Genomic DNA, 25,819 nt, shown 5'->3' with positions numbered 1-25,819 from the left:
GCCGCCTGGGCGCGCGGACAGCCGCTGCATGTCCACGGCTGGATCTATGGGGTAGAGGACGGGCTGATCCGCGAGGTCGAGCCGCCCATCGCCTCGCAGGCGGCGCGCGACGGCTTGTCGAGCATCGATCAATGCGCCCTGACGCCGTCGGAGCCGTGGAGCGCCGTGCGCCATCAGGCCTACGCAGCCTTCGCTGCGGATGGCGCCCAGGCTGACCCGTGCTGCGAGGGCGCCCGACGCTAGGCCGGGTCATCCCCGGCGACCGGCGCGTTGCGGCTGGCCGCCATCGTCTGGCCGTTTCGCGGTGGCCGGTATAGGAATCGTGGCGGTGCCGCGGCGTGCGTTCCGCTCGACGATGAGACAATGGCCGGACGGCCCCGGAGCCCCGGGCCATCGCTGGTCCGCAAGGGAGAAGCATCATGAAGGATCGCCCCGCGCCCGCGCGCGTCGTCCTCATCGAGGGCAGGCTGCTGCCGGAAGCGCTGGACGAGGCGATGATCGCGGCCGTCGTCCACGGCTTCTATGACGAGATCCGCGCCGACGATCTGTTGGGCCCGGTCTTCAACGCGGCCATCGCGGAACAGGACTGGCCGCATCACCTCGCCAAGATGTGCGACTTCTGGTCGGCCACCCTGCTGCGCAGCAGTCGCTACGAGGGCCGGCCGCTGCCGCCGCATCTCGCCATTCCCGGGCTCGACGAGGCGCATTTCCGCCGCTGGCTCACCCTGTTCCGGTCGACGGTGCGGCGGCTTTGCCCGCCGGAAATCGCGGCGCTGTTCATGGACCGCGCGATGCGCATCGCCCATTCGTTCCGCCTCGCCATCGCGTTCCACCGCAGCGAGGACTCGCTCTCGGTCCGGCCGATCCTCGAGGACAGCCTGTAGGTCCGCAGGCCGCTGCCGTCACGCACCCGCGCGTGGCCGTGCGAGCATCGGGCCATAGCTTACCGCGAATCCGAGGAACGCCAGCGTCCATGCGCCGCCCGCAGCGGCCAGCAGGACCATCGCGTGCTCCGGGGCGAAGGACGCGACCATGCGCAGGACGGCGGCAAGGAAGGCCGCGACATAGATCAGGATGGTTGAAGGCGGCGCGGTGAGCGCGCGCCCGGAATGGCCACGGCTGGCACGGGTCATGACCGCGAGGGTCATCAGCCCGATGGCGCCGGCCGTCCAGGCATGCGCGCCCGCCGACCGCGCCGCGCCGCTGTCCGCGAGCATGGCGTAGCCCGTCAGGAAATAGCCCAAGGGCACGAAGGCGAAAGCCACGTGCAGAACGGTGACGAGCGGCTCGGCGAGAGTTCTGTCGCCCGCCCATCGCAGGAGGCGGACCGCCTGGAGCGTCCCGGCCGCGAGCAGCAGCAGGCCGGCCGGCGCCGCCAGCCCCGCATGTAGCGGCGATGCCGCCCACGCGACCAGCGCCGCGCCGCCCACCGCCATGGCGACCACGTCGAAGCGGCCGAAAGGCTCCGGCTGGCGTCCGGGATTGGCGCGCTTCAGCCAGTTGGTGGTGAAGCTCGGGACGATCCGGCCGCCGACGATCATGATCAGCATGATTGTCACGCCGATGGCGAGGCGGTCGCCGGAAACGGCATGGCCGTGGCGCCAGATCTCGTAGTGGAAGAGCGCCTGCGCCAGCGTCAGCACGACGATGCCGCCGAGAACCTTGAGGTTTCGCCAGTTGCCGCCGGCGATGATCTCGCGCGCGACGACGCCCGCAAGAGCCACCGGGAAGAGCAGGCTGAGGACGGCAAGCGACAAGGGATCGAGCAGGACGGAACAGGCGACCGCGATGCGGCCCGTCAGCCAGAGCCCGAACAGCCCGACCAACGGCCAGCCGACCACCGGCAACCGCCCCGTCCAGTTGGGCACGGCCGTCAGGAGGAAGCCGGCGACGATGGCGGGCACATAGCCGAACAGCAGTTCATGAGCGTGCCATGCGACCGGCGGCAGGGCGCTCGGAATGGTGATGAGGCCGAGATACCAGGGCACCCACAAGGGCACGAGCAGCGCCGCCAGAATGGGCCCGCCGAGGAAGAACGGGCGAAATCCGTAGCTGAACAGCACTGGCCCCCGCCAGGCTCGCTGGAGTTCCATCGTGCTGATCATGGCGCCTCGCCAAGCTCCTGTCCGCATCAGGGGGACGGCGTGCAGAATGCCCGGTGTCCCCGGGCAAGAAATTGACAAATGTCAAAACGGCGACCGGGCGCGGTTCGCGGGCGCCCCGCTCGGTCGTTCACCCGTGGATGCCTGCCCGCAGGCAGCGCATGCGTCGCCCGAGAGTTGGGAGGCGCGAAAATCGGGGCTTGCCAAACGGAAATTGGATCGATCTAAATTGCGGATGATGCGGGTTGCTTCTCCTGTTAAAGGCGAGCCGGCCCGCGTCCATCGGCGGCCATCCGCGCGGAACGACGCGGAAGCCGCAAGGGAGGATCGATCCATGGAGCAGGGCGGACGGCGCGTCGCTTTCGTCACCGGCGCGCAGCGCGGCATCGGGCGCGGCATCGCGCTGGCGCTGGCTGCGCGCGGCTTCGATCTGGTGCTGAACGATCTCGCCGCCTCGTCCGATCTCGACGCGACGGCCGCCGCCGCGCGGGAGGCCGGCGCGCGGGTGACGACCCTCGCGGGCGACATCGCCGATCTCGGCGGGCAGGGGGCGCTGGTTACGGCGGCGTGGGACGCCTTCGGCCGGATCGACTGTCTCGTGAACAATGCCGGCGTCTCCGTGAAGACGCGCGGGGACATGCTGGACTCGAGCCCCGAGAGCTTCGACCGGCTGATCACCATCAACCTGCGCGGCCCGTTCTTCCTGACGCAGGCCGTGGCGAAGCGGATGGTCGCGGCGCCCGCGAGCGGATTCCGCAGCATCGTCACCGTGTCGTCGCTGAACGCCGAAGCCGCGTCCCCGGACCGCGCGGAGTACTGCATCTCGAAGATCGGTCTCTCGATGATGAGCAAGCTCTATGCGCTTCGGCTCGCCGAGGCCGGCATTCGCGCCTACGAGATCCGCCCCGGCGTCATCCGCACCGACATGACCGCGGTCGCGCGCGAGAAATACGATCGGATGTTTGCCTCCGGCTTCTCGCCCATTTCGCGATGGGGCGAGCCGGAGGATATCGGCCGCGCCGTGGCCATGCTGGCCGATGGCGCCCTGGCCTATTCCACGGGCGAGGTGGTGCACGTCGATGGCGGCCTGTCCGTCGCCAAGCTCTAGAGGCCGTCATGACGGTAGCGCAACGTTTGCTCGGCCCCGGCGAATACTGGTTCGAGGACCTTCGCGAGGGTGATCACTACGAGACCGGCAAGATCGTCATGACCGACGCCCATATCGTCGGGTTTGCCGGTCTGTCGGGCGACCTGTTCGATGTTCACATGGATGACGATTTCGCCCGCGAGCAGGGCTTTGCCGGGCGCATCGCGCACGGCCTGCTCGGCCTCGCCATGGCGGACGGGCTGAAGAACCGCTCGTCGGTGCGGATCATGGCCGTTGCCTCGCTCGGCTGGAACTGGAATTTCCGCGGCCCCATTCTCGTCGGCGACCGGATCGGCGTGACCGTGACGGTGAAGTCGAAACGACTGACGTCCAGGGGGGACCGGGGTGTCACCATGCTCGGCTTCGTGGTCGCCAACCAGCGCGGCGAGGTCGTGCAGGAGGGCGAGACGGCGCTGCTGACGCGGCTGCGACCCAGCGAGGCGGCGTGAGGGGCGGGTCCGTGTTTGCCGCGCATTGACGGCGGCGAGGCGAGGTCGCACAGTCCGGTGACTTCAATCGATTGGGCCGTGGCCGACACAGAATTTAGATCGATCCAAAGGCAATAAGCCGCAACCAAGCGGTGTTCCCCACCACCTCCCGGGAGGAGCGACAATGACGGTTCGCAAAGACAGGCATGAGACGACGAACGACGGCTGGATGAGCCGCCGCGACGTGGCGAAGCTGCTCGGTATCGGCGGCGCAGCCCTCGCCGCCGGCCTTCCCGAGCGCGTCTTCGCGCAGACGCGGCGCAACACGCTGGTCATCGGCATCGACATTTCCGACACGGTGACGCTCGATCCCGCCCGGCAGGCGCAATACACGCCGCCGATGTCGCTGCTGGCGGCCTATGACATGCTCGTCACCATGGCGCCGGGCGACTACATCACCATCCGTCCGCAGCTCGCCACCAAATGGGAGCGCACGCCGGACGGAAAGGGCTGGCGTTTCACGCTGCGCGACAACGTCAAGTTCGCCTCCGGCAATCCGATGACCGCCGCCGACGTCAAATGGTCGATGGACCGCGTGCTCTATCTCGGCGACCAGACCTCGCAATACATCAGCCACGTCGAGCGCACCGAGGTCGTCGACGCCAAGACCGTCGACATCATCCTCAAGGACCCGCGCCAGCCGCTGATGACCATCATCGCGGCGCCCGGCTTCCCGGTCTATGACAGCAAGCTGCTCATGCAGCATGGTGGCGACGCCAGCCGCGAGGCCAAGACCAAGGACAGCGCCACCACATGGCTGAACAACAATTCGGCCGGCGCCGGCGCCTACAAGCTGGTGCGGTGGGAGCGCAACGCGCAGATCCAGTTCGTCCGTAACGACAATTACTGGCGCGGCAAGCCGCCTTTCGAGCGGGTCATTATCCGCCATATCGGCGACAGCGCGGCCCAGCTCCTGTCGATCCGCCGCGGTGACGTCGATATCGCCTTCAACCTGATCCCCGAGCAGATCGCCACCCTGAAGGCGGAGCCGAACGTGCGCCTCGAGGCGCTCACCAGCCTCGACTTCGTCTATATGGCGCTGACGCAGAACCCGGAATTCAACAAGGCCCTGGGCGTCAAGGAGGCCCGTCAGGCGATCGGCCATGCCATCGACTATGACGGCATCGTCAAGAACCTGCTCGGTGGCGCGGCCGTGCGCTGCGCCAACTTCCTGCCCATCGGCGTCTCGGGCTCGACGGAGGAGATCGCCCGCCGGGTCGGCTACAACCAGGACCTCGACAAGGCGCGCCAGCTTCTCCAGAAGGCGGGCCTTGCGGACGGCTTCGAGTTCGAGATCGCCTATGGCAACGCCGCGATCGCCGGCGTCACCTACCAGACGCTCGGCCAGAAGATCCAGGCCGACCTCGCCCGGGTGAACATCCGCGCCAAGCTGACGCCGATGGATCAGGTCAACCTGCGCACGACCTATACCGGCAACCGCGCGCAGGGCGGCGTCCTGACCTTCTGGAATCCACCGGCGGTGGAGAACCTCCTGTGGGCGGCGGCGAGCGTGGAGCGCGTCGCCCGGCGCGTCCACTGGCCGGTGCCGCCGGAGCTCGACAAGATCGTGCGCGATGCGGCGGCCGAGCAGGATCCGAAGAAGCAGGCTGACCTCTGGGTGGAGTATCAGAAGCAGACGGTCGACAACGCCAACTACTTCGTCCTGTTCCAGCCGATCTACCAGATCGCGGTGCGGTCGAACCTCGCCAAGCTGCCGCTGACGGCGGCCGGCTGGCAGCTCGACATGTACGACGTGAAGCCGGTCTCGTCGTAAGCGACGATAGCGGGCGACAACCTCGTCGTCATGGCCGGGCCTGGCCCGGCCATGACGACTTGAACTCCGATGCGATGAGAAGACGTGGATGCCCGGCACAAGGCCGGGCATGACGGATGGGGCGGCACGCAAGCCGGGGGTTCGAGTCCCCTAGGAAACGCAATACTCAGAACCCGTAGAGACCGGCCGGATTGTCGATGAGAATGCGCCGCCTCACCGCTTCATCCGGCGCCCAGTCCGCGAGGATGTCGAGGAGATGCGCGCTGTCGGGCCGTGGCTCGCGGCCGGGATGCGGCCAGTTCGACGCCCACAGGATGCGCTCCGGCGCCGCCTTCACCAGCGCGCGGGCGAGCCGGCTGACGTCCTCATAGGTTGGCGCGCCGGTCTTCGAGGTCTCGTAGGGCGCGGCGAGCTTCACATAGATCCGGCCGGTTTCGACCAATCCGAGCAGAACGCGGAATTCCGGGCTATCGACCGCGACCGGCTCCAGGAACTTGCCGGTATGGTCGATGACGACCGGCACCGGCCAGTTGCGGATCTGCGCCGCGTGGTCGGCGAGCCGCCGCCCGTCGGTCTGGAACACCGCATGCCATCCGAACGGCGCCATCCTCGCGGCGATCGTGTCGAGCTGGTCGAAGCCGATCGCGCCGCCCGGCAGCATGAAGAAGCGCGCGCCGCGGATGCCGCCCCTGGTCAGCCGGTCGAGCTCCGTGTCGCTTGCACCCGCATCGACCACGGCGACGCCGCGCGCCACATCCGCCCCCAGCGCCGCGATACCGCGCAGGGTGCATTCGTTGTCGGTGCCGTAGACGGAGGGCTGGACGATGACGGTGCGTGTCAGGCCGAGCTGCGCGCGGATACGCCTGTAGTCCTCGACGCTCGCCTGCGGCGGTGGCTTCGACAGCGCGGTCGGCGCCAGCGGCGTGCCGTCGTAGACGTGGATATGCGTGTCGGTGGCGCCAACGGGCACGACGATCGTGGGCTTAGCTGCCGCGCTCATGGCTCTCTCCTCAGCCGGTGCAGCCGCGTGGCAGCCTCCGTATTGACCGCGCCCGGCGGTATCTCGCCGGAAACCAGCGCCCTGACCTGCGCCACCGTGTCGAAGGCCTGATGCTCGATGGCCGCCGGGGTCAGCCCGCCGGTATGGGGCGTTGCCACCACGTCGTTGCGGCTCGCCAGAAACAGCGAAGGCTTCTGGTCGGGCGCGCGGCCGACATCCATCGCCGCACCGGCGATGCGCTTCGCGTCCAGCGCATCCTGCAACGCGGCTTCGTCAACGAGATTGCCGCGCGACAGGTTCACGAAGAAGGCCGAAGGCTTCATGCGGGCGAAGGCGCGCGCATCCATCAGGTTCTCCGTGGCCTCGGTCGCGACGACGAGGCAGACGACGAAGTCGGATTCCGCCAGCAGCGTCTCGAACGGCACCTGCCGGATACCCGCCTCATCGATCGTCTTGTAGGGGTCGGCGACAAGCACGGTCATGCCGAAAGCCCGCGCCAGTTCGCCCATCCGCACGCCGATGGCGCCATAGCCGACGATGCCGATGGTCGAGCCCTGCAACTGCCGCCCCATCGCGGCCATCGGCTCGCCGCCGGCGCGATAATGGCCGACCGATGCGGAGACGTGCCGCGCCAGGTCGATCATCATGCCGAAGCCGAGCTCGGAGACCGAGGCGATGAAGCCCGGCGTCGCGCGGGTCGCGAGGATGCCCTCGGCGCTGGCAGCCTCGACATCGACATTGCGGATGTCGACGGCGCAACGCAGGAAGGCCACGAGATCCGGCGCCTTGCGGAAGAAGCCGGCATAGCCCGGCGTCAGGCGGTCCGAGACAATGATGGGAAAGCCCTGCGCATGCGCGATCAGCGCCGCCTCGTCCATCGCCTCCCCGGTCGGGTTGATGACGACATCCGCCATGTCGCGCAGCGCCGCCACGGCGCGCGGGCCGTAATAGCTGTCGAGCATGTGGGGCGTGTGGGTGAGGAAGACCCTGTGCCGGCTCACTGCTTGAACTCCGCGTCGCGCTTTTCGCGGAAGGCACGAATGCCTTCCATATGGTCTCCCGCCGAGAAGCAGAGCGTGTTCATCTCGTTCTCGTAGCGGATTCCGGCCGGCAGCGTGGAGGACAGGGCCGCCCGCACGGACGCTTTCACGGACTCGACGGCAACAGGGCTGTAGCCGGCAAATTTCCGCGCGAGCGCACGGGCCTCGTCCGCCACTTTCGCATCGTCGACGAGATATTCGACGATGCCGAGCCGGTGGGCCTCGGCCGCATCGATCGGGTCGCCGGTCAGCAGCAGCTTCATCGCCTGCCCATAGCCGACGAGGCGCGGCAGCATCTGCGACGCGCCGCCGCCGCCGACCCAGCCGCGCTGCACCTCGGGAAAGCCCATCTTCGCCGATCGTCCCATCACCCGGATATCCGCCGACAAGGCCATTTCCGCGCCGCCGCCGAGCACCCAGCCGTGCAGCGCCGCGACCACGGGCTTGCGCATGTCGCGCACGGCGGTCGCATATTCCACGCGATTGCGGAACGCCCAGGCGGACGGGTATTCGGCGAGCGCGTTGAGGTCGCTGCCGGCGCAGAAGGCGCGCTCGCCCGCGCCGCGGATCAGCACCGCGCGCACGCCATCGTCGCGGTCGAGAGCGCGGCACAGACGCTCGATTTCGGCCGCCATGGGCGGCGTGATGGCATTGAGCTTGCCGGGCCGGTTCAGCACGATCTCCGCGACGAAGCCGTCACGTTCCAGCAGCACCTCGTCCTGCATGGGTCTTTCCTCCCTGGTCGTGCGAAATCGCACTTTTCTGTCGCGAACCGGTATCTTTCCCGCTCGCATTTGCTCTAGACACGGGAATCGCGGTGGGATCGGCATTCGGAACCCACGAACGGAAACGAGCGGAATGGCGGGCAGGGGGAAAAGCGCCGGACGGCCGCAGCGGGTGACGCTGCACGACCTCGCCGACCATGCCGGCGTGTCGCGCGCCACCGTCTCGCTTGTCCTGCGCAAGAGCCCGCTGGTCGCCGCGAAGACCCGCGAGGCCGTGCTCGAATCCGTCCGCGCGCTCGGCTATGTCTACAACCGAGGCGCGGCCAACCTGCGCACCCAGCGCTCGCACACGATCGGCGTCTCGATCAACGAGATCACCAACCCCTATTTCACCGAGCTGACGGCCGCCATCCAGCGCGCCTTCCTGAAGCACGGCCGCGTGGTGTTCATCGCCAATTCCGAGGAAGACCCGGCCCGGCAGGACGATTTCATCGCCACCATGCGCGAATACAATGCCGACGGACTGGCGATCTGCCCCTCGCGCGGCACGTCCCGCGAGACGCTGCGGCGGCTGAAAAAACAGGGGGTCGCCTGCGTGCTGGTCTCCCGCGACATCGCCGGCTCCGGCCTCGACTATGCGGGGCATGCCAACGAGGCCGGCATGTGCGAGGCGACCGAGCACCTGATCGGCCTCGGCCACCGGCGCATCGCCATGCTCGGCGGCAACGACCTCGTCTCCACCGGCCGCGAGCGGCGCGGCGGCTACCGCAAGGCGCTCGGCCTGCACGGCATCACCATCGACGAGGCGCTGGTGGTCGAAGGCGACGCGACGCGCAGCTTCGGCGCCACGGCGGTCCGCCGGCTGCTGGCGCTGAAGGATCCGCCGACCGCGGCGGTCTGCTTCAACGACGTGATCGCCTTCGGCGTCATGCTGGGACTCAGGCAGGTTGGCCGCGAGCCCGGCCGCGATTTCGCGGTGATCGGCTACGACGACCTCGCGGAGGCCGAACTCTGGGTCCCCGGCCTGTCGACAGTCCGCAACGACACCAAGACGCTGGGCGAGACCGCCGCCCAGCTGCTTCTCGACCGCATCGAGAACCCCGACGCGCCGGTCCGACGCGTCGTTCTCCAGCCAAAATTCGTCATACGGGAATCGAGCGGTGGCCGGCGCTGAGGCGCTCGTTCCGACCCGCATCGTACCACCCGTTCCAGCTTGCATGGCGTAAAACCATACGAGGCGATTGACACCGCGTCGACCAAAATTTAGAACGATCTAAATCATAAGAAAAAGCTCGGGAGGACACATGACCATCGACCATGGATTCCTCGTGCCCGCGAACGTCGCGGGCATCGCCGCAGCACCCCGGCCGGTCACTCGGCGGGGCTGATCGTGATGGCCAATTTCATCGTCACGCGACTGGTCTTGACCGTTGTGATGGCGGTGCTGGCGACGTTGGTCATCTTCCTTATCGCCAACACGGTGCCCGGCGACCCCGTGCTGGCCGCGCTCGGCGACGTCGCCGCGTCGAACAAGGAGTTCGTCGCGGAGTGGCGCGCCAAATGGGGCCTCGATCTGCCGCTCTGGCAGCGCTACCTGATCTTCCTGAAGGGCGTCGTTCAGGGCGACCTTGGCGTTTCCATCGCCTCGCAGCGGCCGGTGATGGAGGACATCGCCCAGTTCGCACCGGCGACCCTCGAGCTCGCCACCGTCGCCTTCATGATCACGCTGGCCATCGGCATTCCGCTCGGCATCATGGCGGCGGTCTGGCGCGACACCTGGATCGACCATGTGGCGCGCATGGTCTCGCTGGTCGGCGTCTCCTCGCCGACCTTCTGGCTGGCCTTCATCATGCTGGCGATCTTCTATGGCGGCCTCGAGATCGCGCCGGGACCGGGGCGGCTCGACGCCATCGCCATGCCGCCGCGCTCGGTCACCGGCCTGCTGCTCATCGACACGATCATCGCCGGCGACTGGGAGACCTTCCGAGACGCGGCCGCCCATCTCGTCCTGCCTTCCATCGTGCTGGCCGCCGCGACGCTCGGCCTGATCACCCGCACCATGCGCGCCGCCATGCTGGACTGCATCGAGCAGGACTATGTGAGGGTCGCGCGCGCCAAGGGGCTCGTGCCCTGGACGGTCATCGTCCGCCACGCCTTCCCGAATGCGCTGATCCCGGTCGTGACGCTCGGCGGCCTTGCCTATGCCAACCTCCTGACCGGCGCGGTGATGACCGAGACGGTGTTCTCCTGGCCGGGGCTCGGGCGCTACACGTTCCGCAGCGCCGCCGCGCTCGACTTCCCGGCGATCATGGGCATCACCTTGATCGTCGCCTTCGTCTACCTGCTGGTGAACCTGCTGATCGACATCAGCTATGCGTTCCTTGATCCCCGGGTGCGGCTATGAGCGCCGTGTCCGGTGAACAGGCCCGCCCGGTGGCGGCGGGCGAGGAGGCAGCCACGGGGGGCCTGTCGCGCGGCAAGCGGTGGCGCAAGCGCTACGGGCTCGCCGCGGCCGGCGCGACGATCGTCGCCATCTGGGTCTTCATCGCTGTCTTCGCGCCGCTGATCTCGCCCTACGACCCGACGGCGGTCGACGTGACCCAGCGCCTGCTCGCGCCGTCGTGGAAGCACTGGCTCGGGACCGACGTGCTGGGTCGCGACGTGTTTTCGCGGCTGCTCTACGGGACGCAGGTCTCGCTGACGGCGAGCTTCGTGGTGGTCATCCTGGGCGCCGCCATCGGCACGATCCTCGGCGGCATGGCCGCCTATGCCGGCGGGCGGATCGAGCAGCTGATCATGCGCCTGACCGACCTCGTCCTGTGCTTCCCGCCGATCATCCTGGCGCTCGCCATCGCGGCGGCTCTCGGCATCGGCACGATGAACACGATCATCGCCATGCTGGTGGTCTGGTGGCCGAAATTCGCCCGCCTCGCGCACAGCCTCGTGCTCGTCCAGCGCAGCCACGAATATGTCGAGGCGGCAAAGTCCATGGGCCTCTCGCACAAGCGCATCCTGCTGCGCCACATCATCCCCAATGCGGTGGGGCCGCTGATCGTGCTGATCACGCTCGATCTCGGCAATGCCATCATGACCTTTGCCGGCCTGTCCTTCCTTGGCCTCGGCGTGGTTCCGCCGACCCCGGAATGGGGCTCGATGGTCGCGGAAGGGCGCGAACTCGTCCAGCAATGGTGGGTCGCGACCTTCCCCGGCATCGCGATCCTGACCATCGTGCTCGGCTTCAATTTCCTCGGCGACGGCGTGCGCGACTGGCTCGATCCGAGATCGGCGAACCGGTGAGCCATGCCGCCCGGCACAAGACCATTCGAGGCGATCATCAGGAGGGTACCGTGCAGGTCGTGAGCGCGGACGATGCCGTCAAACTCATCCGGTCCGGAGACACGCTGCTGATCGGCGGCTCCGGCGGCGGCCATGCCGTTCCCGAGGCGCTGCTGGCAGCGCTCGGCCGGCGCTTTGCCGCCGAGGGCGCTCCGCGCGCCATCACTGCCGTTCATCCCGTCGGCCTCGGCGACGGCGTCGACAGGGGGGCCGGACACCTGGCCCAGGAGGGCCTGTTGAAGCGGGTCGTCTCCGGCACATTCGTCAACTCGCCGAAGATCTCCGACATGGCCCTCGCCAACAAGGTGGAGGGCTACACCCTGCCGCAGGGGGCTCTCTCGCAGCTCATGCGCGAGATGGCCGCCGGCCGTCCCGGCCTGATGACCAAGACCGGCCTGCACACCTTCGTCGACCCGCGCCTGCAGGGCGGCCGCCAGTCGGAATGCGCGCCGGAGGGCATGGTCGAGCTGATCGACTTCCGAGGCGAGGAGTACCTGTTCTTCAAGCCGTTCCACGTCGATGTCTGCTTCCTGCGCGGCACCACGGCCGACGAGGACGGCAATGTCACGATGGAGCAGGAGGCCGTCTTCCTCGAAATGCTGTCGGAGGCGCAGGCGACCAAGCGCTGCGGCGGCCTCGTCGTCGTGCAGGTGAAGCGCCTCGCCAAGCGCGGCACGCTGCCGCCCAAGACCGTCAAGATTCCCGGCATCCTCGTCGATCTCGTGGTGGTTGAGCCGAAGCAGTGGCAGACCTATCAGGTCGAATATTCGCCCTCCTATGCGGGCGAGCTGAAAATGCCGCTGTCCGACATTCCGGTCCTGCCGCTGGACGCCCGCAAGATCATCGCGCGCCGCGCGGCGATGGAGCTGTTCCCGGGCGCGATCTGCAATCTGGGTTCGGGCATCTCCACCGGCATCGCCAACGTCGCCGCGGAAGAGGGCGCGCTGGACGAAGTGTGCCTGACCAACGAGCAGGGCCTGATCGGCGGCGCGCCGGCTTCCGGCAACGATGCGGGCGCGGCGCGCAACTATGCGGCCATCGTCGATCAGCCCTACCAGTTCGACTTCTACGACGGCGGCGGCCTCGATCTCGCCTTCCTGTCCTTCGCGGAGGTCGACCGCGAGGGCAACGTCAATGTCAGCCGGTTCGGCGACCGCATCGTCGGTCCCGGCGGCTTCATCAATATCAGCCAGAACGCCAAGAGCGTCATCTTCTCCGGCACCTTCACGGCCGGCAAATCGGACATCGCCTGGCCGGACGGCACGACCCGCATCGCCCGCGACGGCCAGCACGCCAAGCTGGTCGAGAAGGTCATGCAGGTGACCTATTCGGGCCGCTACGGCGCCGCGCGCGGCCAGCGCACGCTCTACGTGACCGAGCGGGCCGTGTTCCGGCTTTCCGAACAGGGCGTGGAACTGATCGAGATCGCGCCCGGCATCGATGTCGAGCGCGACGTGATCGGCCGCATGGGCTTCCGGCCGTTCGTTTCGCCCCAGCTCAAGATCATGGACGCGCGCCTGTTCCGCGCCGAGCCGATCGGACTTGCGGCGCATCTGGCCAAGCGCCCGCGCCGCGCGCCGCCCGCGCATCTTCAGGGCACCGCCGATGCGGTCGCGGCCGAGTGAGGATGGAACGATGGGCGACAAGGCGCAGCAGGCGGTCATCGATGGCGCGAGCCGGCTCTACATCATCATCGGCGACCCCGTCGCGCAGGTGAAGTCGCCCGGCGTCTACAATCCCAAATTCGCCGATGCCGGCATGAACACGGTCTTCGTGCCGGCGCATGTGCCCTCGGCGCAGTTCGACGAGGTGATGCGCGGCATCATGCGGCTCGGCAATCTCGACGGGCTGATGGTCACCGTGCCGCACAAGTCGCGGATCATGCCGCTGGTGGACCGCATCCTGCCCATGGGCGCCAAGGTCGGCGCGATCAACGCCATTCGCCGCGAGGCCGACGGCACCTGGACCGGCGACATGTTCGACGGCACCGGGCTGATCCGCGGGCTGGCCAAGCGCGACACGTCGATGAAGGGCCGCAAGGTCATGCTGGTCGGCGCGGGCGGTGGCGGCAGCGCGGTCGCCATCGCGGTGGCCGATGCCGGCGCCGCCGCCGTGTCGGTCTTCGATGCCGACAGCGCCAAGGCGGAAGCCCTCGCCGCGCGGATCAGCCAGCACTACCCGGCCTGCCTCGCGCGCCATGGCGCCGTCGTCTTCGAGGGCCACGACACCCTGATCAACGCCACGCCCATCGGCATGGCGCCCGGCGACGGGCCGCCGGTGCCGCTCGACGGCCTGAGACCCGACATGCTGGTCATCGACATCATCATGAAGCCGGAGGTGACGCCGCTCATGGCCCATGCCCGCGCGCTCGGCTGCGCGGTCATCGGCGGCAAGGCCATGCTGGAGGGGCAGGCCGAGCAGGTCGTCGAGTTCTACAAGATCGGGTCCGCGCCATGATCGAAACCTTCCTCGAACCCGGCGACACCGCGACCTTCGCCAAGACCATCACGGAAGCCGACCTCGTCCTGTTCTCCGGCCTCACCGGCGATTTCGACCCGATCCACGTCAACGAGGCCTATGCCGCGACGACACCCTTCGGCCGGCGCATCGCCCATGGCGCGCTGGTGATGGGGCTGCTCTCCACCACCGCCTCGATGATGTCGCGCCGCTCGGTCGAGCGCGGCACCACCGGCACCTCCGTCTCGCTCGGCTATGATCGAATCCGCTTCCTCAAGCCCGTCTTCATCGGCGACACGCTGACCGCCCGCTACACGGTCGAGGAGATCGACGCGGTGGCGGCGCGCTCGCGCTCGAAGGTCGAGGTCGTCAACCAGAATGGCGAGACCTGTCTTGCCGGCACGCACATCATGAAATGGGTGGCGAAAGCCGCCTGACCGCCACCACCGCCGAAGCTTCTTCGACGACCGCACCCGAGCGAGCGATCCCATGCCCTTGTCCGAAACCCATCAGGAAATCCGCAACGCAGCCCGGCGCTTCGCCACCGAGGTCGTGCGCCCGCGGGCCGAGGCGCTGGACCGGGATGAAGCCTTTCCGGCGGACATCTACCGCCAGATGGGCGAGCTCGGCCTGTTCGGCATCACCACGCCCGCCGAACTCGGCGGTGCTGGCCTCGACGTTCTCGCGTATGCTCTCGTCATGGAGGAATTGTCGCGCGGCTATGCTTCCGTCGCCGACCAGTGCGGCCTCTACGAGCTGATTGCGACGCTGCTCTCGGTTCACGGCACGCCGGCGCAGCAGGAGCGCTACCTTGGCCCGCTGCTGCGCGCCGGTTTCCGCCCGGCCTATTGCATCACCGAAGCGGAGGCCGGCAGCGACGTGTCCGGCATCAGGACGACGGCCGAGCGCACGGCGACGGGCTGGAAGCTGACCGGCTCGAAGCTCTGGATCCACAACGCGCCCGTTGCCGATATCGGCTTCGTGCTGGCGCGCACCGACAAGGCCGCGGGCAAGCGCGGCATGAGCATCTTCATCGTGCCGCTGGATCTTCCCGGCGTGTCGCGCGGGGCGAAGGAACACAAGATGGGACAGCGCGCCTCGCAGGTCGGCGCGCTCGCCTTCGACGGCGTCGAACTGCCGGCCGATGCGCTGCTCGGACAGGAAGGTCGCGGCTTCCACATCATGATGAGCGCGCTCGACAAGGGGCGTGTCGGTATCGCTTCGCTCGCGGTCGGCATTGCGCAGGCGGGGCTCGAAGCGGCGCTGGACTATGCCAGGACGCGCAAGCAATTCGGCCAGCCCGTGGCGGAGTTCCAGGGTCTGTCGTGGCTGCTGGCCGACATGGCCAAGGAGATTTCCGCCGCGCGGCTGCTGGTGCGCCATGCGGCGGAGGCGATGGATTCCGGCAGCCCCGCGACCGCTCATTGCTCCATCGCCAAGTGCTTCGCCTCCGACATGGCGGTGTCCCAGACCGCCAATGCAGTGCAGGTCTTCGGCGGTTCCGGCTATATCCGCGGCTTCGAGGTCGAGCGACTCTACCGCGACGCCAAGATCACCCAGATCTACGAAGGCACCAACCAGATCCAGCGCACCATCATCGCGCGCGAGCTGATGACGAACGGTGTACCGGAATAGGCCTCAGGCAGCGGGCAGCTGCTCCCGCAGGACGCGCTTCATCACCTTGCCGTTGGCATTGCGCGGCAGCGGCTCGGCCTGAAGTGTCAGCGTCTCCGGCACCTTGTAGTCGGAGAGCCGCGCGGCGCACCAGGCGCGGATCGCCTCGGCCGTCGGCTTGTCGCCCTCGGTGACGACGAAGGCGTGCACGCGCTCGCCGAGCACCGGGCAGGGGACGGCCACGACGGCGCATTCGACGATGCCCGGACAGGCGACCAGCACGGTCTCGACCTCGGCGGTGAAGACCTTGTAGCCGCCGCGGTTGATCATGTCCTTCATGCGGTCCAGCACCTGCACGAAGCCGTCGGCATCCACCGACCCGATATCGCCAGAATGCCAGAAGCCAGCCGTGAAGCCCGCTGCCGTGGCTGACGGATTGTTCCAGTAGCCCTTGACCACGTGCGGGCCGCGAATCCAGATCTCGCCGGTCTCGCCGCGCGGCAGTTCGCGGCCCGCCTCGTCCACGACGATCAGGTCGACGCCCGGCGCCGCGATGCCGACGCTGTGCCCATGGGTCGGCGTGAAGCGGGGCGGCATGATGGTCGAGGGCGACGTCGTCTCGGTGGAGCCATAGGCGTTGATCAGTTGCAGCGAGGGGCAGCGCGCCGCGAGCCTCTCGATGGTGGGCGTCGGCATGGGCGCGCCGCCATAGCCGCCGATGCGCCATGCCGAGAGGTCGTAGGAATCGAAGTCCGGTTGCAGCAGGCAGAGATTGTACATGGCGGGCACCATGACCGACTGGGTCATCCGCTCGCGCGCCGCCAGCGCCAGGAAGTCGGCGGCCTTGAACGCCGGCATGATGATCAGCGCGCCGCCGGCGCGCACCGTGCAGGTGATGTTGGCGATGAGGCCCGTTACATGGCTCAGCGGCACGGCGGCGAGCGATCTGTCCGCCTGCGTCAGCTGCATGCAATATTCGTAGACCAGGGAGGAATGAACGATGCCGAGATGGGTCAGCATCGCCCCCTTCGGCCGCCCAGTCGTGCCCGACGTGTAGAGGATGACGGCGGTGTCTTCCTCGCCCACTTCCGCAACTGGCGGGGGCGGGGCGTCCGAATGGGTCGCCGCGATGCTGTCGAGGGTCTGCGCGCCCGCTGCTTCGCCCCCGACGGTCCAGCGGCGGGAGAGACCGGGCACTTCTGCGGGGGCTGGCAGACGGTCCGCGAGGTCCGCCTCGTGGATCAGCAGGCTCGCGCCGCAATCGTTGAGCACATGCGCGATCTCGGGCGTCTGGAGCCTGAGCCCCATCGGCACCGCCACCGCGCCAAGGCGGGCAAGGGCGAACAGCGTCGTGACGAACTCCGTCCGGTTGCCGATCAGCAGGCCGACGCGGTCGCCGGCCTTGACGCCTTCGGCCGCCAGCGCCGCCGCCAGCCGCGCCACGGCTTCGGCGAGAACGGCATAGGTGAAGCGCGTGTCGCCGCAGACGAGAGCCTCGCCGCCGCCATTGCGCCGGACGGTCTCGGCCAGCAGGCCGTAGAGGCTGCCCGGCCGCTCAGCGAAGCAGGACACCACGCGGTCGCCGAAATGCGCCTCCAGCCTGAGGCGGGGCCCCTGTGCATCGATCCAGCGGGGCGGTGAGACGGGCATGGCGGGGCGGTCGGGGGACATGGCACCGGATCGGGTTGATGCCCCGCTTGATCGGGCGCGGCGGGGCCGCGGCAAGAGGGCTGGGCTGCCGATGAGAACCGATGGACCAGCCACGTTCAAGCCCGCCCGCGATCGGCGCGTATCCGCCTATTGAGCTATGCCCGGCTTTGAGGGATGAACGTATGGTGAGCCGGTCGCGTGGCCGGCTCGGCCGTCATCAACCAGTCAGGGGCCGAGCGCTTGCGCGTCCTGGTCATCGAAGACGAAGCCCGTATCGCCGCCGATATCGCTCGCGCGCTGGGCGCCGCCGGATTCGTCGTCGAGGTCGCGCATGAGGGCGAAGACGGCTGGTATCGCGGCGACAGCGAGGAGTTTCAGGCCGTCGTGCTCGATCTCGGCCTGCCGAAGCTGGACGGGCTGTCGGTGTTGCGGCGCTGGCGCGCCGCCAATCGCGGCATGCCGGTCATTCTCCTGACCGCCCGCGACGGCTGGCGCGAGAAGGTAGAGGGCATCAATTCGGGAGCCGACGACTACCTGACCAAGCCGTTCCATATGGAGGAACTCGTCGCGCGCGTGCGCGCGCTCACGCGCAGGGCGGGCGGCCACGCCGCCCCGGTGATCAAGGCGGGATCGGTCGAGCTCGACACGCGCACGCGGGAGGTCAATGTCGCCGGCCGACCCGTCGCCGTCTCGGCGCTGGAATACCGTCTGCTCCTGCACCTCATGACCCACCTCGACCGCGTCGTGCCGCAGGGCGAGCTGAGCGTCGCCATCCACGGCCAGGAGCGGGAGAACGATTCCAACGCGCTCGAGGCATTGGTGGCGCGGCTGCGGCGGAAGCTCGGCGTGCCGCTGATCCAGACTCGCCGTGGTCACGGCTACGTCGCGGTCGACGGCCAGATCGGTGACGGCGGGTGAGCACGCGATCGATCAGGGAGCGGCTCGCCTGGACGATGGTCGTCGCCATCGCCCTCGCCCTGCTCGTGGCCGGCCTCGCGGTCACGCTGATCTTCGAGGACCATATCCGCGCACGGGCGACCGCCGAGATCGGCGACGATCTGACCGCCCTCGTCGGCAACGCGCGGATCGGCAGCGACGGCCGCCTCGCCATTGACATTACGCTGTCGGACCGCCGTTTCCAGGCCCCGCAGAGCGGCTTCTACTGGCAGGCGGGACGCGGCGACGCGGTTGATCTCGTCTCGCCCTCCCTGGGCCAGTTTCGCATCGCCTGGCGCACCCGGCCGCCCTCCAATGACGATGCCGCCCTCTACGAACGCCCCGGCCCGGAAGGACGAAGCCTGCTCGTGCTGGAGCGGCGGGTGAATGTCGCGGGCGGTGCGGTCGAGGGCGCCCGTGTCGTTGTCGCGCTCGACCAGAGCGAACTGGACGAGGCGCGCCGCAGCTTCGCCCTGTCGGCGGCCGCGGCGCTCGCGGCGCTCGGCCTGGCGCTGGTCCTGGCGCTGTGGTTCGCCAGCAAGGTGAGCCTCGCGCCCTTTGCCGGTCTGCGCCAGTCGCTCAACCTCGTCCATCGCGGCGAGCGCGACGCGCTGGAGGGCGACTTCCCGGATGAGATCCAGCCGCTGGTCGATGACCTCAATGCGCTGCTGTCCGCCCGCAGCGCCGATCTCGATGCGGCGCGCGCCCGCGCCGGCGACCTCGCCCACGGGCTCAAGACGCCGCTGGCCGTGCTCGGCTCCACCGCGCGGCGGCTGCGCGAAGCCGGCCGGCCGGACCTAGCCGACGAAATCGACGGCGAGATCAACCGGATGAGCAGGCACGTGATGCGCGAGCTCATGCGCGCGCGCGCGGGCGTGAAGGCCCTCCGCCGCTCCCAGCGCACCGCGCTCGCCCCGGTGGTCGCCTCGCTGGTGCGCACGATGCAGACGGTATCGGGCGGCAAGGCGGTGTCCTATGCCGCCGACGTGCCCGCCGAACTGAATGTCGCCCTCGACGAGACCGACCTGATGGAGGTTCTGGGTAACATCCTGGACAATGCCCGCAAATGGGCGGCCGCCTCGGTGGCCGTGACGGCCCGACGGTCGGCAGGCGGCGTCTCGGTGACCGTCGAGGACGACGGGCCGGGCCTGCCCGCTTCGGAACTGGCGTACCGCATCGAGCGCGGCCGGCGGCTGGACGAGCAGGTCGAGGGCTCCGGCTTCGGCCTCGCCATCGTCCAGGACCTCGTCAGCGCCTATGGCGGCGAGGCGAGCCTGTCACGTTCGGCCATGGGCGGCCTGAAGGTCGAGCTTCTGTTGCCGTGACCGTCACTCCGCCGGGTGAAAGGCCCCGGCTGTCTCGGGCTTCGCGCCGCGCCGCGAGAACACCGCGATCAGCGCCGGCAGAACCAGCAGGATCAGCACCGGAGCCAGCGTGATGCCGCCGACCACGACGAAGGCCAGCGGCCGCTGCACCTGGCTGCCGATGCCGGTCGAGACCGCCGCCGGCAGGAGCCCGACGCAGGCCGCGACGCAGGTCATCAGCACCGGCCGCATGCTGACGCGGCACGCCTCCGCCACCGCCTCGTAGCGGGCAAGACCCGCGTCGATCATCGTGTTGTAGTGGACGATGACGAGGATGCCGCCCATCACCGAAATGCCGAACAGCGCGATGAAGCCGATGGCGGCCGACACGCCGAAAGGCGTCCCGGTCACGGCCAGCGCGAGGATGCCGCCGACCAGCGCCAGCGGGATGACGCTGAGCGCCAGCAGCGTGTCCGTCAGCGACGCGAAATAGGCATAGAGCAGCAGACCGATCAGCAGCAGGGTGAGTGGCACGATGACCTGGAGCCGGGCGACGGCGTCCTGGAGATTGCCGAATTCGCCGACCCACTCGAGCCGCGAGCCGAAGGGCAATGTCACCTGGCTCGCGACGCGCGCCTGGGCTTCCAGCACGGTGCTGCCGAGATCGCGCCCACGCACGGAGAAGCGAATCGGCACGTAGCGCTGCTGGCCCTCGCGATAGATGGTCGAGGGCCCGGAGACGATCCGCACGGTCGCGATTTCGCGGATCGGCACCTGCGCGATGCCGCCATTGCCGTCGCTGACGCCGATGCGCAGTTCGCCGATGGCCTCGGGGCTGGCGCGATAGCGCTCGGCCAGCCGGACGATGATGGGGAAATGCCGGTCCGAGCCACGCTCGTAGAGGTCGCCGGGCGTGTCGCCGGCGATCGCCGTCTTGATCGCCGTGTTGATGTCGCCGGGCTGCAGGCCGAAGCGGCCGGCCTTTTCCCGGTCGACCTCGATCTCGACCGTCGGCTGTCCCAGCACGTTGAACACGGCAAGATCCTGCACGCCGGGCACGGTGCGGATCGCGTCGCGGATCTGCTGGGCGGTCCGCGTGATCTCCTGCAGGTCGTTGCCGAACACCTTGATGGCGTTCTCGCCCTTCACGCCCGAGGCGGCCTCGGCGACGTTGTCCTCGAGATATTGCGAGAAGTTGAACACGACGCCCGGCAGTTCCGCGGACAGGCGCGCATTGACCTCCTCGATCAGCTTCTCCTTGGTCATGCCGGGCCGCCACTCCGTGGCGGGACGCAGCGGCACGAAGACTTCGGCATTGTTGAAGCCGGCGACGTCGGTGCCGTCGTCCGGGCGGCCCTGCTGGGAGATCGCGCGCTGCACCTCCGGGAAACTCGCGATCACCCGGCGCATGCGGTTCACATAGACATTGCCTTCCTGCAGCGAGATGGTCGGATGGAAGGTGGCGCGCACCCACATATTGCCCTCTTCCAGCTTCGGCAGGAATTCGAGGCCAAGCGAACGCAGGGTGATGCCGGTGCCGGCGAGCAGCAGCACGGCCGCCGCGATGACCAGGAACCGGTAGCGGATGATCGTGCCGAGCATCGGCTCGTAGACGCGCCGGATGGCGCGCACGACGATGGTCTCCGTCTCGGAGAGCTTGCCCTTGAGCATGATCGCGGAGAGGGCGGGTGTCACCGTGAAGGTCGCGATCAGGCCGCCGGCGAGCGCATAGGCATAGGTCTTGGCCATGGGCGAGAAGATGTGGCCCTCGACGCCCGACAGCATGAACAGCGGCAGGAAGCCGACGATGATGATGGCCGAGGAGAAGAAGATCGGCCCGACCACCTCGCGCGCCGCCGCCAGCACCGTGGCGACGCGGCTCTTCTCGTCGTCCGGACCGGCGCCGTGATGGGTGCTCCGCTCCGCAAGGTGCCGGAAGATGTTCTCCATCATGATGACGGTGGCATCGACGATCAGGCCGAAATCGAGCGCGCCGGCGGATAGAAGATTCGCGGACTCGCCTTGCAGCACGATGATGATGACGGCGGTGCAGAGCGCGAAGGGGATCGTCGCCGAGACGATGATGGCGCTCCTGAGATTGCCGAGGAACACCCACTGCACCAGGAAGACGAAGAGCACGCCGAACAGCAGGCTGTGCATCACGGTGTGCGTGGTGATCTGGATCAGCTCCTTGCGGTCGTAAAGCCGCTCGATCTTGACGCCCGGCGGCAGGACGCCGCCCGCATTGATGCGGTTGACTTCGACCTCCACGCGTTCCAGCGTCGGCATGCTCTTCTCGCCGCGGCGCATGAGCACGATGCCCTGAACCACGTCGTCGGTGTCGTTCATGCCGGCAATGCCGAGACGCGGCAGATGGCCGACCGAAACGGCGGCGATGTCGCGGATGCGCACCGGCGTGCCGTTGGACTGCGCGATCAGGGTGCCGGCAATGTCGTCGATCGAGCGGATCAGGCCGACGCCGCGCACCACGCCCGCCTGCGGACCGATCTCGATCGTATTGCCGCCGACATTGATGTTGGCGTTCTGCAGCGCCGTCATCACCTGCGGCAGGGTCAGGCCGGCGGCGATCAGTTTCTGGAAGTCGACGGTGACGTCGTAGGTCTTGGACGTGCCGCCCCAGCCGGTGGCATCGACCACGCCGGGCACCGACTTGAACCGGCGCGACAGGATCCAGTCCTGCATGGTGCGCAGATCGGTCAGCGAATAGCCGGGCGGGCCGACCACGCGGTAGCGGAAGATCTCGCCGATCGGGCTCATGGGTGAGATCTGCGGCTGCGCGCCGCCGGGCAGGGGGCCGAGCTGGCCGAGGCGATTGAGCACCCGCTGCAGTGCTTCCTCGTAGCTGAAATCGTAGGTGAACTGCAGCTTCACGTCGGAGAGGCCGAAGACCGACGTGGTGCGCATGACGCGCAGGTTCTGGATGCCGGCCATCTGGTTTTCGATCGGCGTCGTGATGTAGCGCTCGATCTCCTCCGCCGAGAGGCCCGGCGACTGGGTGATGACATCGACCAGCGGCGGCACCGGGTCGGGATAGGCCTCGATATTGAGGCGCGTGAACGCGAAGCCGCCGGCGGCGAGCGCGATCAGGAAGACCAGCGCGACCAGCACCCGGCGGTCGAGCGAGAAGGAGATGAGCGCGTTCACGGCTGCGTTCCGGAAGGGCTGGAGGCTGCCAGCGGCGAGGTCCGCCGGCAGCCTCCGGAGCATGGTTTCCGAAAGGGGGGTGGGCCTTCGGGAAAGACCATGCTCATGGGAATGGGGTGAATGGGGTGGCGGTTCTAGCGGGCCTCGCTGGCCATCTGGTCGAGGAAGAGGCTGCCCTGGACCACGATGCGTTCGCCGGGGGCGATTCCCTCCAGGACCTGGACGAAGCCGTCCTGGACCAGCCCGGTCCGGATCCGCCGGATGGTGGCCTGGCCACTCTCGGAAACGGTCCAGACATGGGAGAGCTCGCCCTGCCGGATCACCGCGCGGCGCGGCACGGCGGGCCAGTCGGATGCCTTCTCGGTGAAGACCGTGACGGTCGCGAACATCTCACGCTTGAGGATGCCGCGCGGGTTGGGGATGTTCGCGCGCACGGCGAGGCGGTGGGTTGCCGCGTCCAGCACGCTCGCGACATGGCTGATCGTGCCGGTGAAGGTCTGACCCGGCCGGGACATGACCTGGAACTCGATCTCGTCGCCGATATCGACGGAATGGCTGTCGCCTTCCCTGACGAAGGCCTGCACCCAGACATGCGATGTGTCGTCGACGAGGAATAGCGGCTCGCCGCCACCCTGCACGAACTGGCCGGGGCCGATGCGCCGCTGGGCGATGAGGCCGGAGATCGGCGCGACGATGGGCGTCTCCGAATTGATCGTGCCGCGCTCGCGCAGCTGCGTCAGGTCGCCTTCGGTCTTGCCGAGAATGCGCAGGCGGTTCTCCACGGCGCGGAGGGCGGCGACGGCGGCGCGCTCGTCGGCCTGCGCGCCCTTGTGGTCGGCCTGCGCCTGCTCGAAGTCGCGCAGGGGAGCTGCGCGGCCATTGTAGAGATCGCGCTGACGCCGCTCGTTGATCTCGGCGAGGCGCAGCGCCGTGCGCGCCTTCTCCAGTGCCGAGACCGCGGCGACGTAATCGTTCTGCGCGGAGACCATGTCGGTGGCCTCGATGGTGAACAGAACCTGGCCTTCGGTGACGAGATCGCCGGGCCGCGCCATGATCCGGACGACCTTGCCGGCATAGGGCGAGAAGACGGGGCTGGCGCGATCCTCGTTGGTGGCGATCTTGCCCTCGGTGACGAAGCGCGGACGGAACGGTCGCGAGGCGACCGGCTCGATCGTCAGGCTGCGGAGCTCGTTTTCCGTGAGGCGGACCGATCCGTCGCCCGCGGCTGTCGCCGGGGCCTGTGGTCCAACCGCCTGCGCCGATGGCGCGGCGATGCCGGCGGCGTGCCCTTCGGAAGTCGGGCTGCGGAACAGGCCATAGCTGTAAGCTGCCACGGCTGCGAGAACGACCAGCCCAGAAATCGCGAGCGCTCGTCGTCCGAGTGATCCAGTTCGCATATCGGTTGCGTCCGCGTCACTGCGCACCACCCCGGCCGCAGGAAGACGGCAGCTATAACCCCCGGCACCTTGTCGGTGGCTGACGGTGGATGTCAGCATTCTGTCAGGTTGAGATCGGTAGACGGCGGCGGTTGAATCGCTACGATCCTCCCATGCCCATCGCATCGTCATCCCGCGTCCTCGCCGCTGGCGTGGGGCTCGCTGGCACACCCCGAGGACGAACCGGCGGCCTGCGCGCTGCCGGCCTCGCGCTGGCGATCCTGAGCCTGCTTGCACATGCGGCCCTCGCCGAGACGAGGACACAGCGCCAGAGGCCACGTCCCGCCTCTTCCGGCATCGCCACGCTCGACGCCGCGCTGGCGCGCGCCTATGCGACCAATCCCGACATTCTCGCCCAGCGGGCTCAGGTGCGGGCGACGCGCGAGACGATTCCCCAGGCGCGCGCCGCCATGCTGCCGCAGGTGAGCGCGACGACCTATGCCGGCGTGCTGGCGACCAGCTCGCTGCTGCGCGGCAGCCCGGTCAATGTCACGGAATCCTCGACGCTGCCGCGCCGGGGCGTGGCGCTGACCGCGTCACAAACCCTGTTCGACGGCGGCCGCACGCAGAACGCCGTGCATCAGGCGGAGCGGCTGACCGCCGCCCAGCGCGAGCAGCTGCGCGCGGTGGAACATGCGGTGCTGCTCGACGTGGCGGCGACCTTCGTCGCGGTCCATACCGGGCAGGCGCTGGTCGAGGTGCAGCGCCGCAATGTCGGCTTCCTGCGTGAGACGCTGGCGGCCATCCGCACGCGGCTCGGCGCTGGCGTCGCGACGCCGACCGACATCGCCCAGGCGGAGGCGCGTCTGAGCCGTGGTCTTGCCGACCTCAACGCCGCCGAAGCGGGCCTTGCCGTCGCCCGCGACCGGTTCCTTCGTCTCGTCGGGGCGATGCCGTCGCCCCGCCTTGCGGGTGTCCGAACGCCCGAGCGCCTGCTGCCGCGCTCGGGGGAGGCAGCTCGGGACCTCGCCGGCCGCGACAATCCCGCCGTACTGGCCGCGGCCGAGGCGGTGCGCGGCGCCGATGCGGCCGTGCGCGTCGCCCAGGGCCAGATGCTGCCGCAGGTGACGCTGGAAGGGCAGGCCGCTCGCGATATGGACGCCGATAGCGCGACGCGGCGCATCGACAGCCTGCAGGTGGTCGGACGCATGACCGTGCCGCTCTATGCCGGCGGCGGTCCGGAGGCGCAGGTGCGCCAGAACCGCGAACTCGCGGGGCAGGCGCGCCTGGTCCTCGATTCGGCGCGGCTGCAGGCCCGTTCGGCGGCCTATTCGGGGCGCGTCGCCTTCGACAATGCCAGCTTTGCCGCGAAGGCGGCCAGCGACGAGGTGCGCAGCGCTGATGTCACGGTCGAGGGTATCCGCAAGCAGCTCGACGCCGGTCTGCGCACGATCACTGAACTGCTCAATGCGCAACAGGACGCGGTTTCCGCCCGTGCGCGGCTCATCCAGGCGCAGGGCGACCGGACGGTGGCTTCCTACACTGTCCTCGCTGCCATAGGACGCCTCGATCCGCCGGCGCTCGGCATCCGCACGGAGGCGGCTCCCGCGCCGCCGCCGCAATCCGATCTGGACGTCCGGCTCGATGCCTGGCGCGGCCTGCGCGACGCGGCGACAGTGCCGGCCGCATCGAGGCGCTAGGCGGC

The 25,819-nt window shown here is 68.7% G+C and carries 21 protein-coding genes and 1 pseudogene; 15 read left to right on the top strand and 7 right to left on the bottom strand.

Going from position 1 to position 25,819, the window contains the following annotated elements; genetic code table 11:
- Together JNK84_RS20200 and JNK84_RS20195 are read left to right on the top strand one after the other, a co-directional pair.
- Positions 1-243, top strand: a pseudogene (locus tag JNK84_RS20200) (hypothetical protein); the annotation flags it as partial.
- A 176-nt stretch (positions 244-419) separates the two neighbouring features.
- Entirely contained in the window at positions 420-884 is a 465-nt protein-coding gene (locus JNK84_RS20195) for a group III truncated hemoglobin (protein WP_293427382.1), read from the top strand.
- Between the two features lie 18 nt (positions 885-902).
- On the opposite strand, the gene JNK84_RS20190 is transcribed toward JNK84_RS20195, so the two are convergent.
- Positions 903-2,105 carry an NnrS family protein gene (locus tag JNK84_RS20190; RefSeq protein ID WP_293427379.1) on the bottom strand — a complete coding sequence of 401 codons (1,203 nt, stop codon included), beginning with the start codon at positions 2,103-2,105 and terminating at the stop codon, positions 903-905.
- 331 nt (positions 2,106-2,436) lie between these two features.
- Here JNK84_RS20190 and JNK84_RS20185 point away from each other — a divergent pair, with 331 nt between their 5' ends.
- The 3 genes from JNK84_RS20185 (at position 2,437) to JNK84_RS20175 (ending at position 5,511) form a co-directional block, all read left to right on the top strand.
- Positions 2,437-3,210, top strand: coding sequence for a 3-ketoacyl-ACP reductase (locus JNK84_RS20185; RefSeq protein WP_293427376.1), 774 nt, complete (start codon positions 2,437-2,439; stop codon positions 3,208-3,210).
- An 8-nt stretch (positions 3,211-3,218) separates the two neighbouring features.
- Positions 3,219-3,698 carry a MaoC family dehydratase gene (locus JNK84_RS20180; RefSeq protein WP_293427373.1) on the top strand — a complete coding sequence of 160 codons (480 nt, stop codon included), beginning with the start codon at positions 3,219-3,221 and terminating at the stop codon, positions 3,696-3,698.
- Between the two features lie 163 nt (positions 3,699-3,861).
- Positions 3,862-5,511, top strand: coding sequence for an ABC transporter substrate-binding protein (locus tag JNK84_RS20175; protein WP_293427370.1), 1,650 nt, complete (start codon positions 3,862-3,864; stop codon positions 5,509-5,511).
- A 166-nt stretch (positions 5,512-5,677) separates the two neighbouring features.
- Here the strand turns inward: JNK84_RS20175 and JNK84_RS20170 are convergent, their stop codons facing one another.
- Genes JNK84_RS20170 through JNK84_RS20160 form a run of 3 tightly spaced genes read right to left on the bottom strand, consistent with a single transcriptional unit; the run spans position 5,678 to position 8,276 of the window.
- The gene (locus tag JNK84_RS20170) at positions 5,678-6,511 is read right to left on the bottom strand and encodes an amidohydrolase family protein (protein ID WP_293427367.1); all 834 of its coding nucleotides are present in this window, start codon (positions 6,509-6,511) and stop codon (positions 5,678-5,680) included.
- A complete protein-coding gene (locus JNK84_RS20165; protein ID WP_293427364.1) occupies positions 6,508-7,512 on the bottom strand; it encodes an NAD(P)-dependent oxidoreductase in 1,005 nt (334 codons plus the stop codon). Before JNK84_RS20165 ends, JNK84_RS20170 begins: the two co-directional genes overlap by 4 nt.
- The gene (locus JNK84_RS20160) at positions 7,509-8,276 is read right to left on the bottom strand and encodes an enoyl-CoA hydratase/isomerase family protein (protein ID WP_293427361.1); all 768 of its coding nucleotides are present in this window, start codon (positions 8,274-8,276) and stop codon (positions 7,509-7,511) included. Before JNK84_RS20160 ends, JNK84_RS20165 begins: the two co-directional genes overlap by 4 nt.
- A 133-nt stretch (positions 8,277-8,409) precedes the next feature.
- Here JNK84_RS20160 and JNK84_RS20155 point away from each other — a divergent pair, with 133 nt between their 5' ends.
- The 7 genes from JNK84_RS20155 (at position 8,410) to JNK84_RS20125 (ending at position 15,704) form a co-directional block, all read left to right on the top strand.
- Positions 8,410-9,450 (top strand): LacI family DNA-binding transcriptional regulator, encoded by a 1,041-nt coding sequence (locus JNK84_RS20155; protein ID WP_293427358.1) that lies wholly within the window; start codon positions 8,410-8,412, stop codon positions 9,448-9,450.
- 219 nt (positions 9,451-9,669) lie between these two features.
- On the top strand, positions 9,670-10,680 hold the full coding sequence (locus JNK84_RS20150) for an ABC transporter permease (protein WP_293427409.1): 1,011 nt from the start codon (positions 9,670-9,672) through the stop codon (positions 10,678-10,680).
- Complete coding sequence (locus JNK84_RS20145; RefSeq protein ID WP_293427355.1) at positions 10,677-11,573, top strand: ABC transporter permease; 897 nt, start codon at positions 10,677-10,679, stop codon at positions 11,571-11,573. Before JNK84_RS20150 ends, JNK84_RS20145 begins: the two co-directional genes overlap by 4 nt.
- 50 nt (positions 11,574-11,623) lie before the next feature.
- Positions 11,624-13,237 carry an acyl CoA:acetate/3-ketoacid CoA transferase gene (locus JNK84_RS20140; protein WP_293427351.1) on the top strand — a complete coding sequence of 538 codons (1,614 nt, stop codon included), beginning with the start codon at positions 11,624-11,626 and terminating at the stop codon, positions 13,235-13,237.
- A gap of 10 nt (positions 13,238-13,247) precedes the next feature.
- Entirely contained in the window at positions 13,248-14,069 is an 822-nt protein-coding gene (locus JNK84_RS20135; RefSeq protein ID WP_293427348.1) for a shikimate dehydrogenase family protein, read from the top strand.
- A complete protein-coding gene (locus tag JNK84_RS20130) occupies positions 14,066-14,506 on the top strand; it encodes a MaoC family dehydratase (RefSeq protein WP_293427345.1) in 441 nt (146 codons plus the stop codon). The genes JNK84_RS20135 and JNK84_RS20130 overlap by 4 nt, the downstream gene beginning before the upstream one ends.
- Before the next feature lie 52 nt (positions 14,507-14,558).
- On the top strand, positions 14,559-15,704 hold the full coding sequence (locus JNK84_RS20125; protein ID WP_293427342.1) for an acyl-CoA dehydrogenase family protein: 1,146 nt from the start codon (positions 14,559-14,561) through the stop codon (positions 15,702-15,704).
- Between the two features lie 3 nt (positions 15,705-15,707).
- Here JNK84_RS20125 and JNK84_RS20120 read toward each other — a convergent pair whose 3' ends face one another.
- On the bottom strand, positions 15,708-17,354 hold the full coding sequence (locus tag JNK84_RS20120) for a class I adenylate-forming enzyme family protein (protein ID WP_293427339.1): 1,647 nt from the start codon (positions 17,352-17,354) through the stop codon (positions 15,708-15,710).
- A gap of 219 nt (positions 17,355-17,573) precedes the next feature.
- On the opposite strand from JNK84_RS20120, the gene JNK84_RS20115 reads away from it, so the two are divergent.
- On the top strand, positions 17,574-18,251 hold the full coding sequence (locus JNK84_RS20115; protein WP_293427406.1) for a response regulator transcription factor: 678 nt from the start codon (positions 17,574-17,576) through the stop codon (positions 18,249-18,251).
- Positions 18,248-19,594 (top strand): ATP-binding protein, encoded by a 1,347-nt coding sequence (locus JNK84_RS20110; RefSeq protein ID WP_293427336.1) that lies wholly within the window; start codon positions 18,248-18,250, stop codon positions 19,592-19,594. The genes JNK84_RS20115 and JNK84_RS20110 overlap by 4 nt, the downstream gene beginning before the upstream one ends.
- Before the next feature lie 3 nt (positions 19,595-19,597).
- Here the strand turns inward: JNK84_RS20110 and JNK84_RS20105 are convergent, their stop codons facing one another.
- Positions 19,598-22,738 carry an efflux RND transporter permease subunit gene (locus JNK84_RS20105; RefSeq protein WP_293427333.1) on the bottom strand — a complete coding sequence of 1,047 codons (3,141 nt, stop codon included), beginning with the start codon at positions 22,736-22,738 and terminating at the stop codon, positions 19,598-19,600.
- A 134-nt stretch (positions 22,739-22,872) separates the two neighbouring features.
- On the bottom strand, positions 22,873-24,072 hold the full coding sequence (locus JNK84_RS20100) for an efflux RND transporter periplasmic adaptor subunit (protein ID WP_293427330.1): 1,200 nt from the start codon (positions 24,070-24,072) through the stop codon (positions 22,873-22,875).
- Between the two features lie 215 nt (positions 24,073-24,287).
- On the opposite strand from JNK84_RS20100, the gene JNK84_RS20095 reads away from it, so the two are divergent.
- Positions 24,288-25,814: a TolC family outer membrane protein gene (locus JNK84_RS20095; protein ID WP_293427327.1), complete on the top strand. Its 1,527-nt coding sequence runs from the start codon at positions 24,288-24,290 to the stop codon at positions 25,812-25,814.
- The last annotated feature ends 5 nt before the right edge of the window (positions 25,815-25,819 follow it).

This window comes from Phreatobacter sp. (assembly GCF_016793595.1).
Classification (GTDB): domain Bacteria; phylum Pseudomonadota; class Alphaproteobacteria; order Rhizobiales; family Phreatobacteraceae; genus Phreatobacter.
This window is presented reverse-complemented; position numbering and strand designations above follow the sequence as displayed.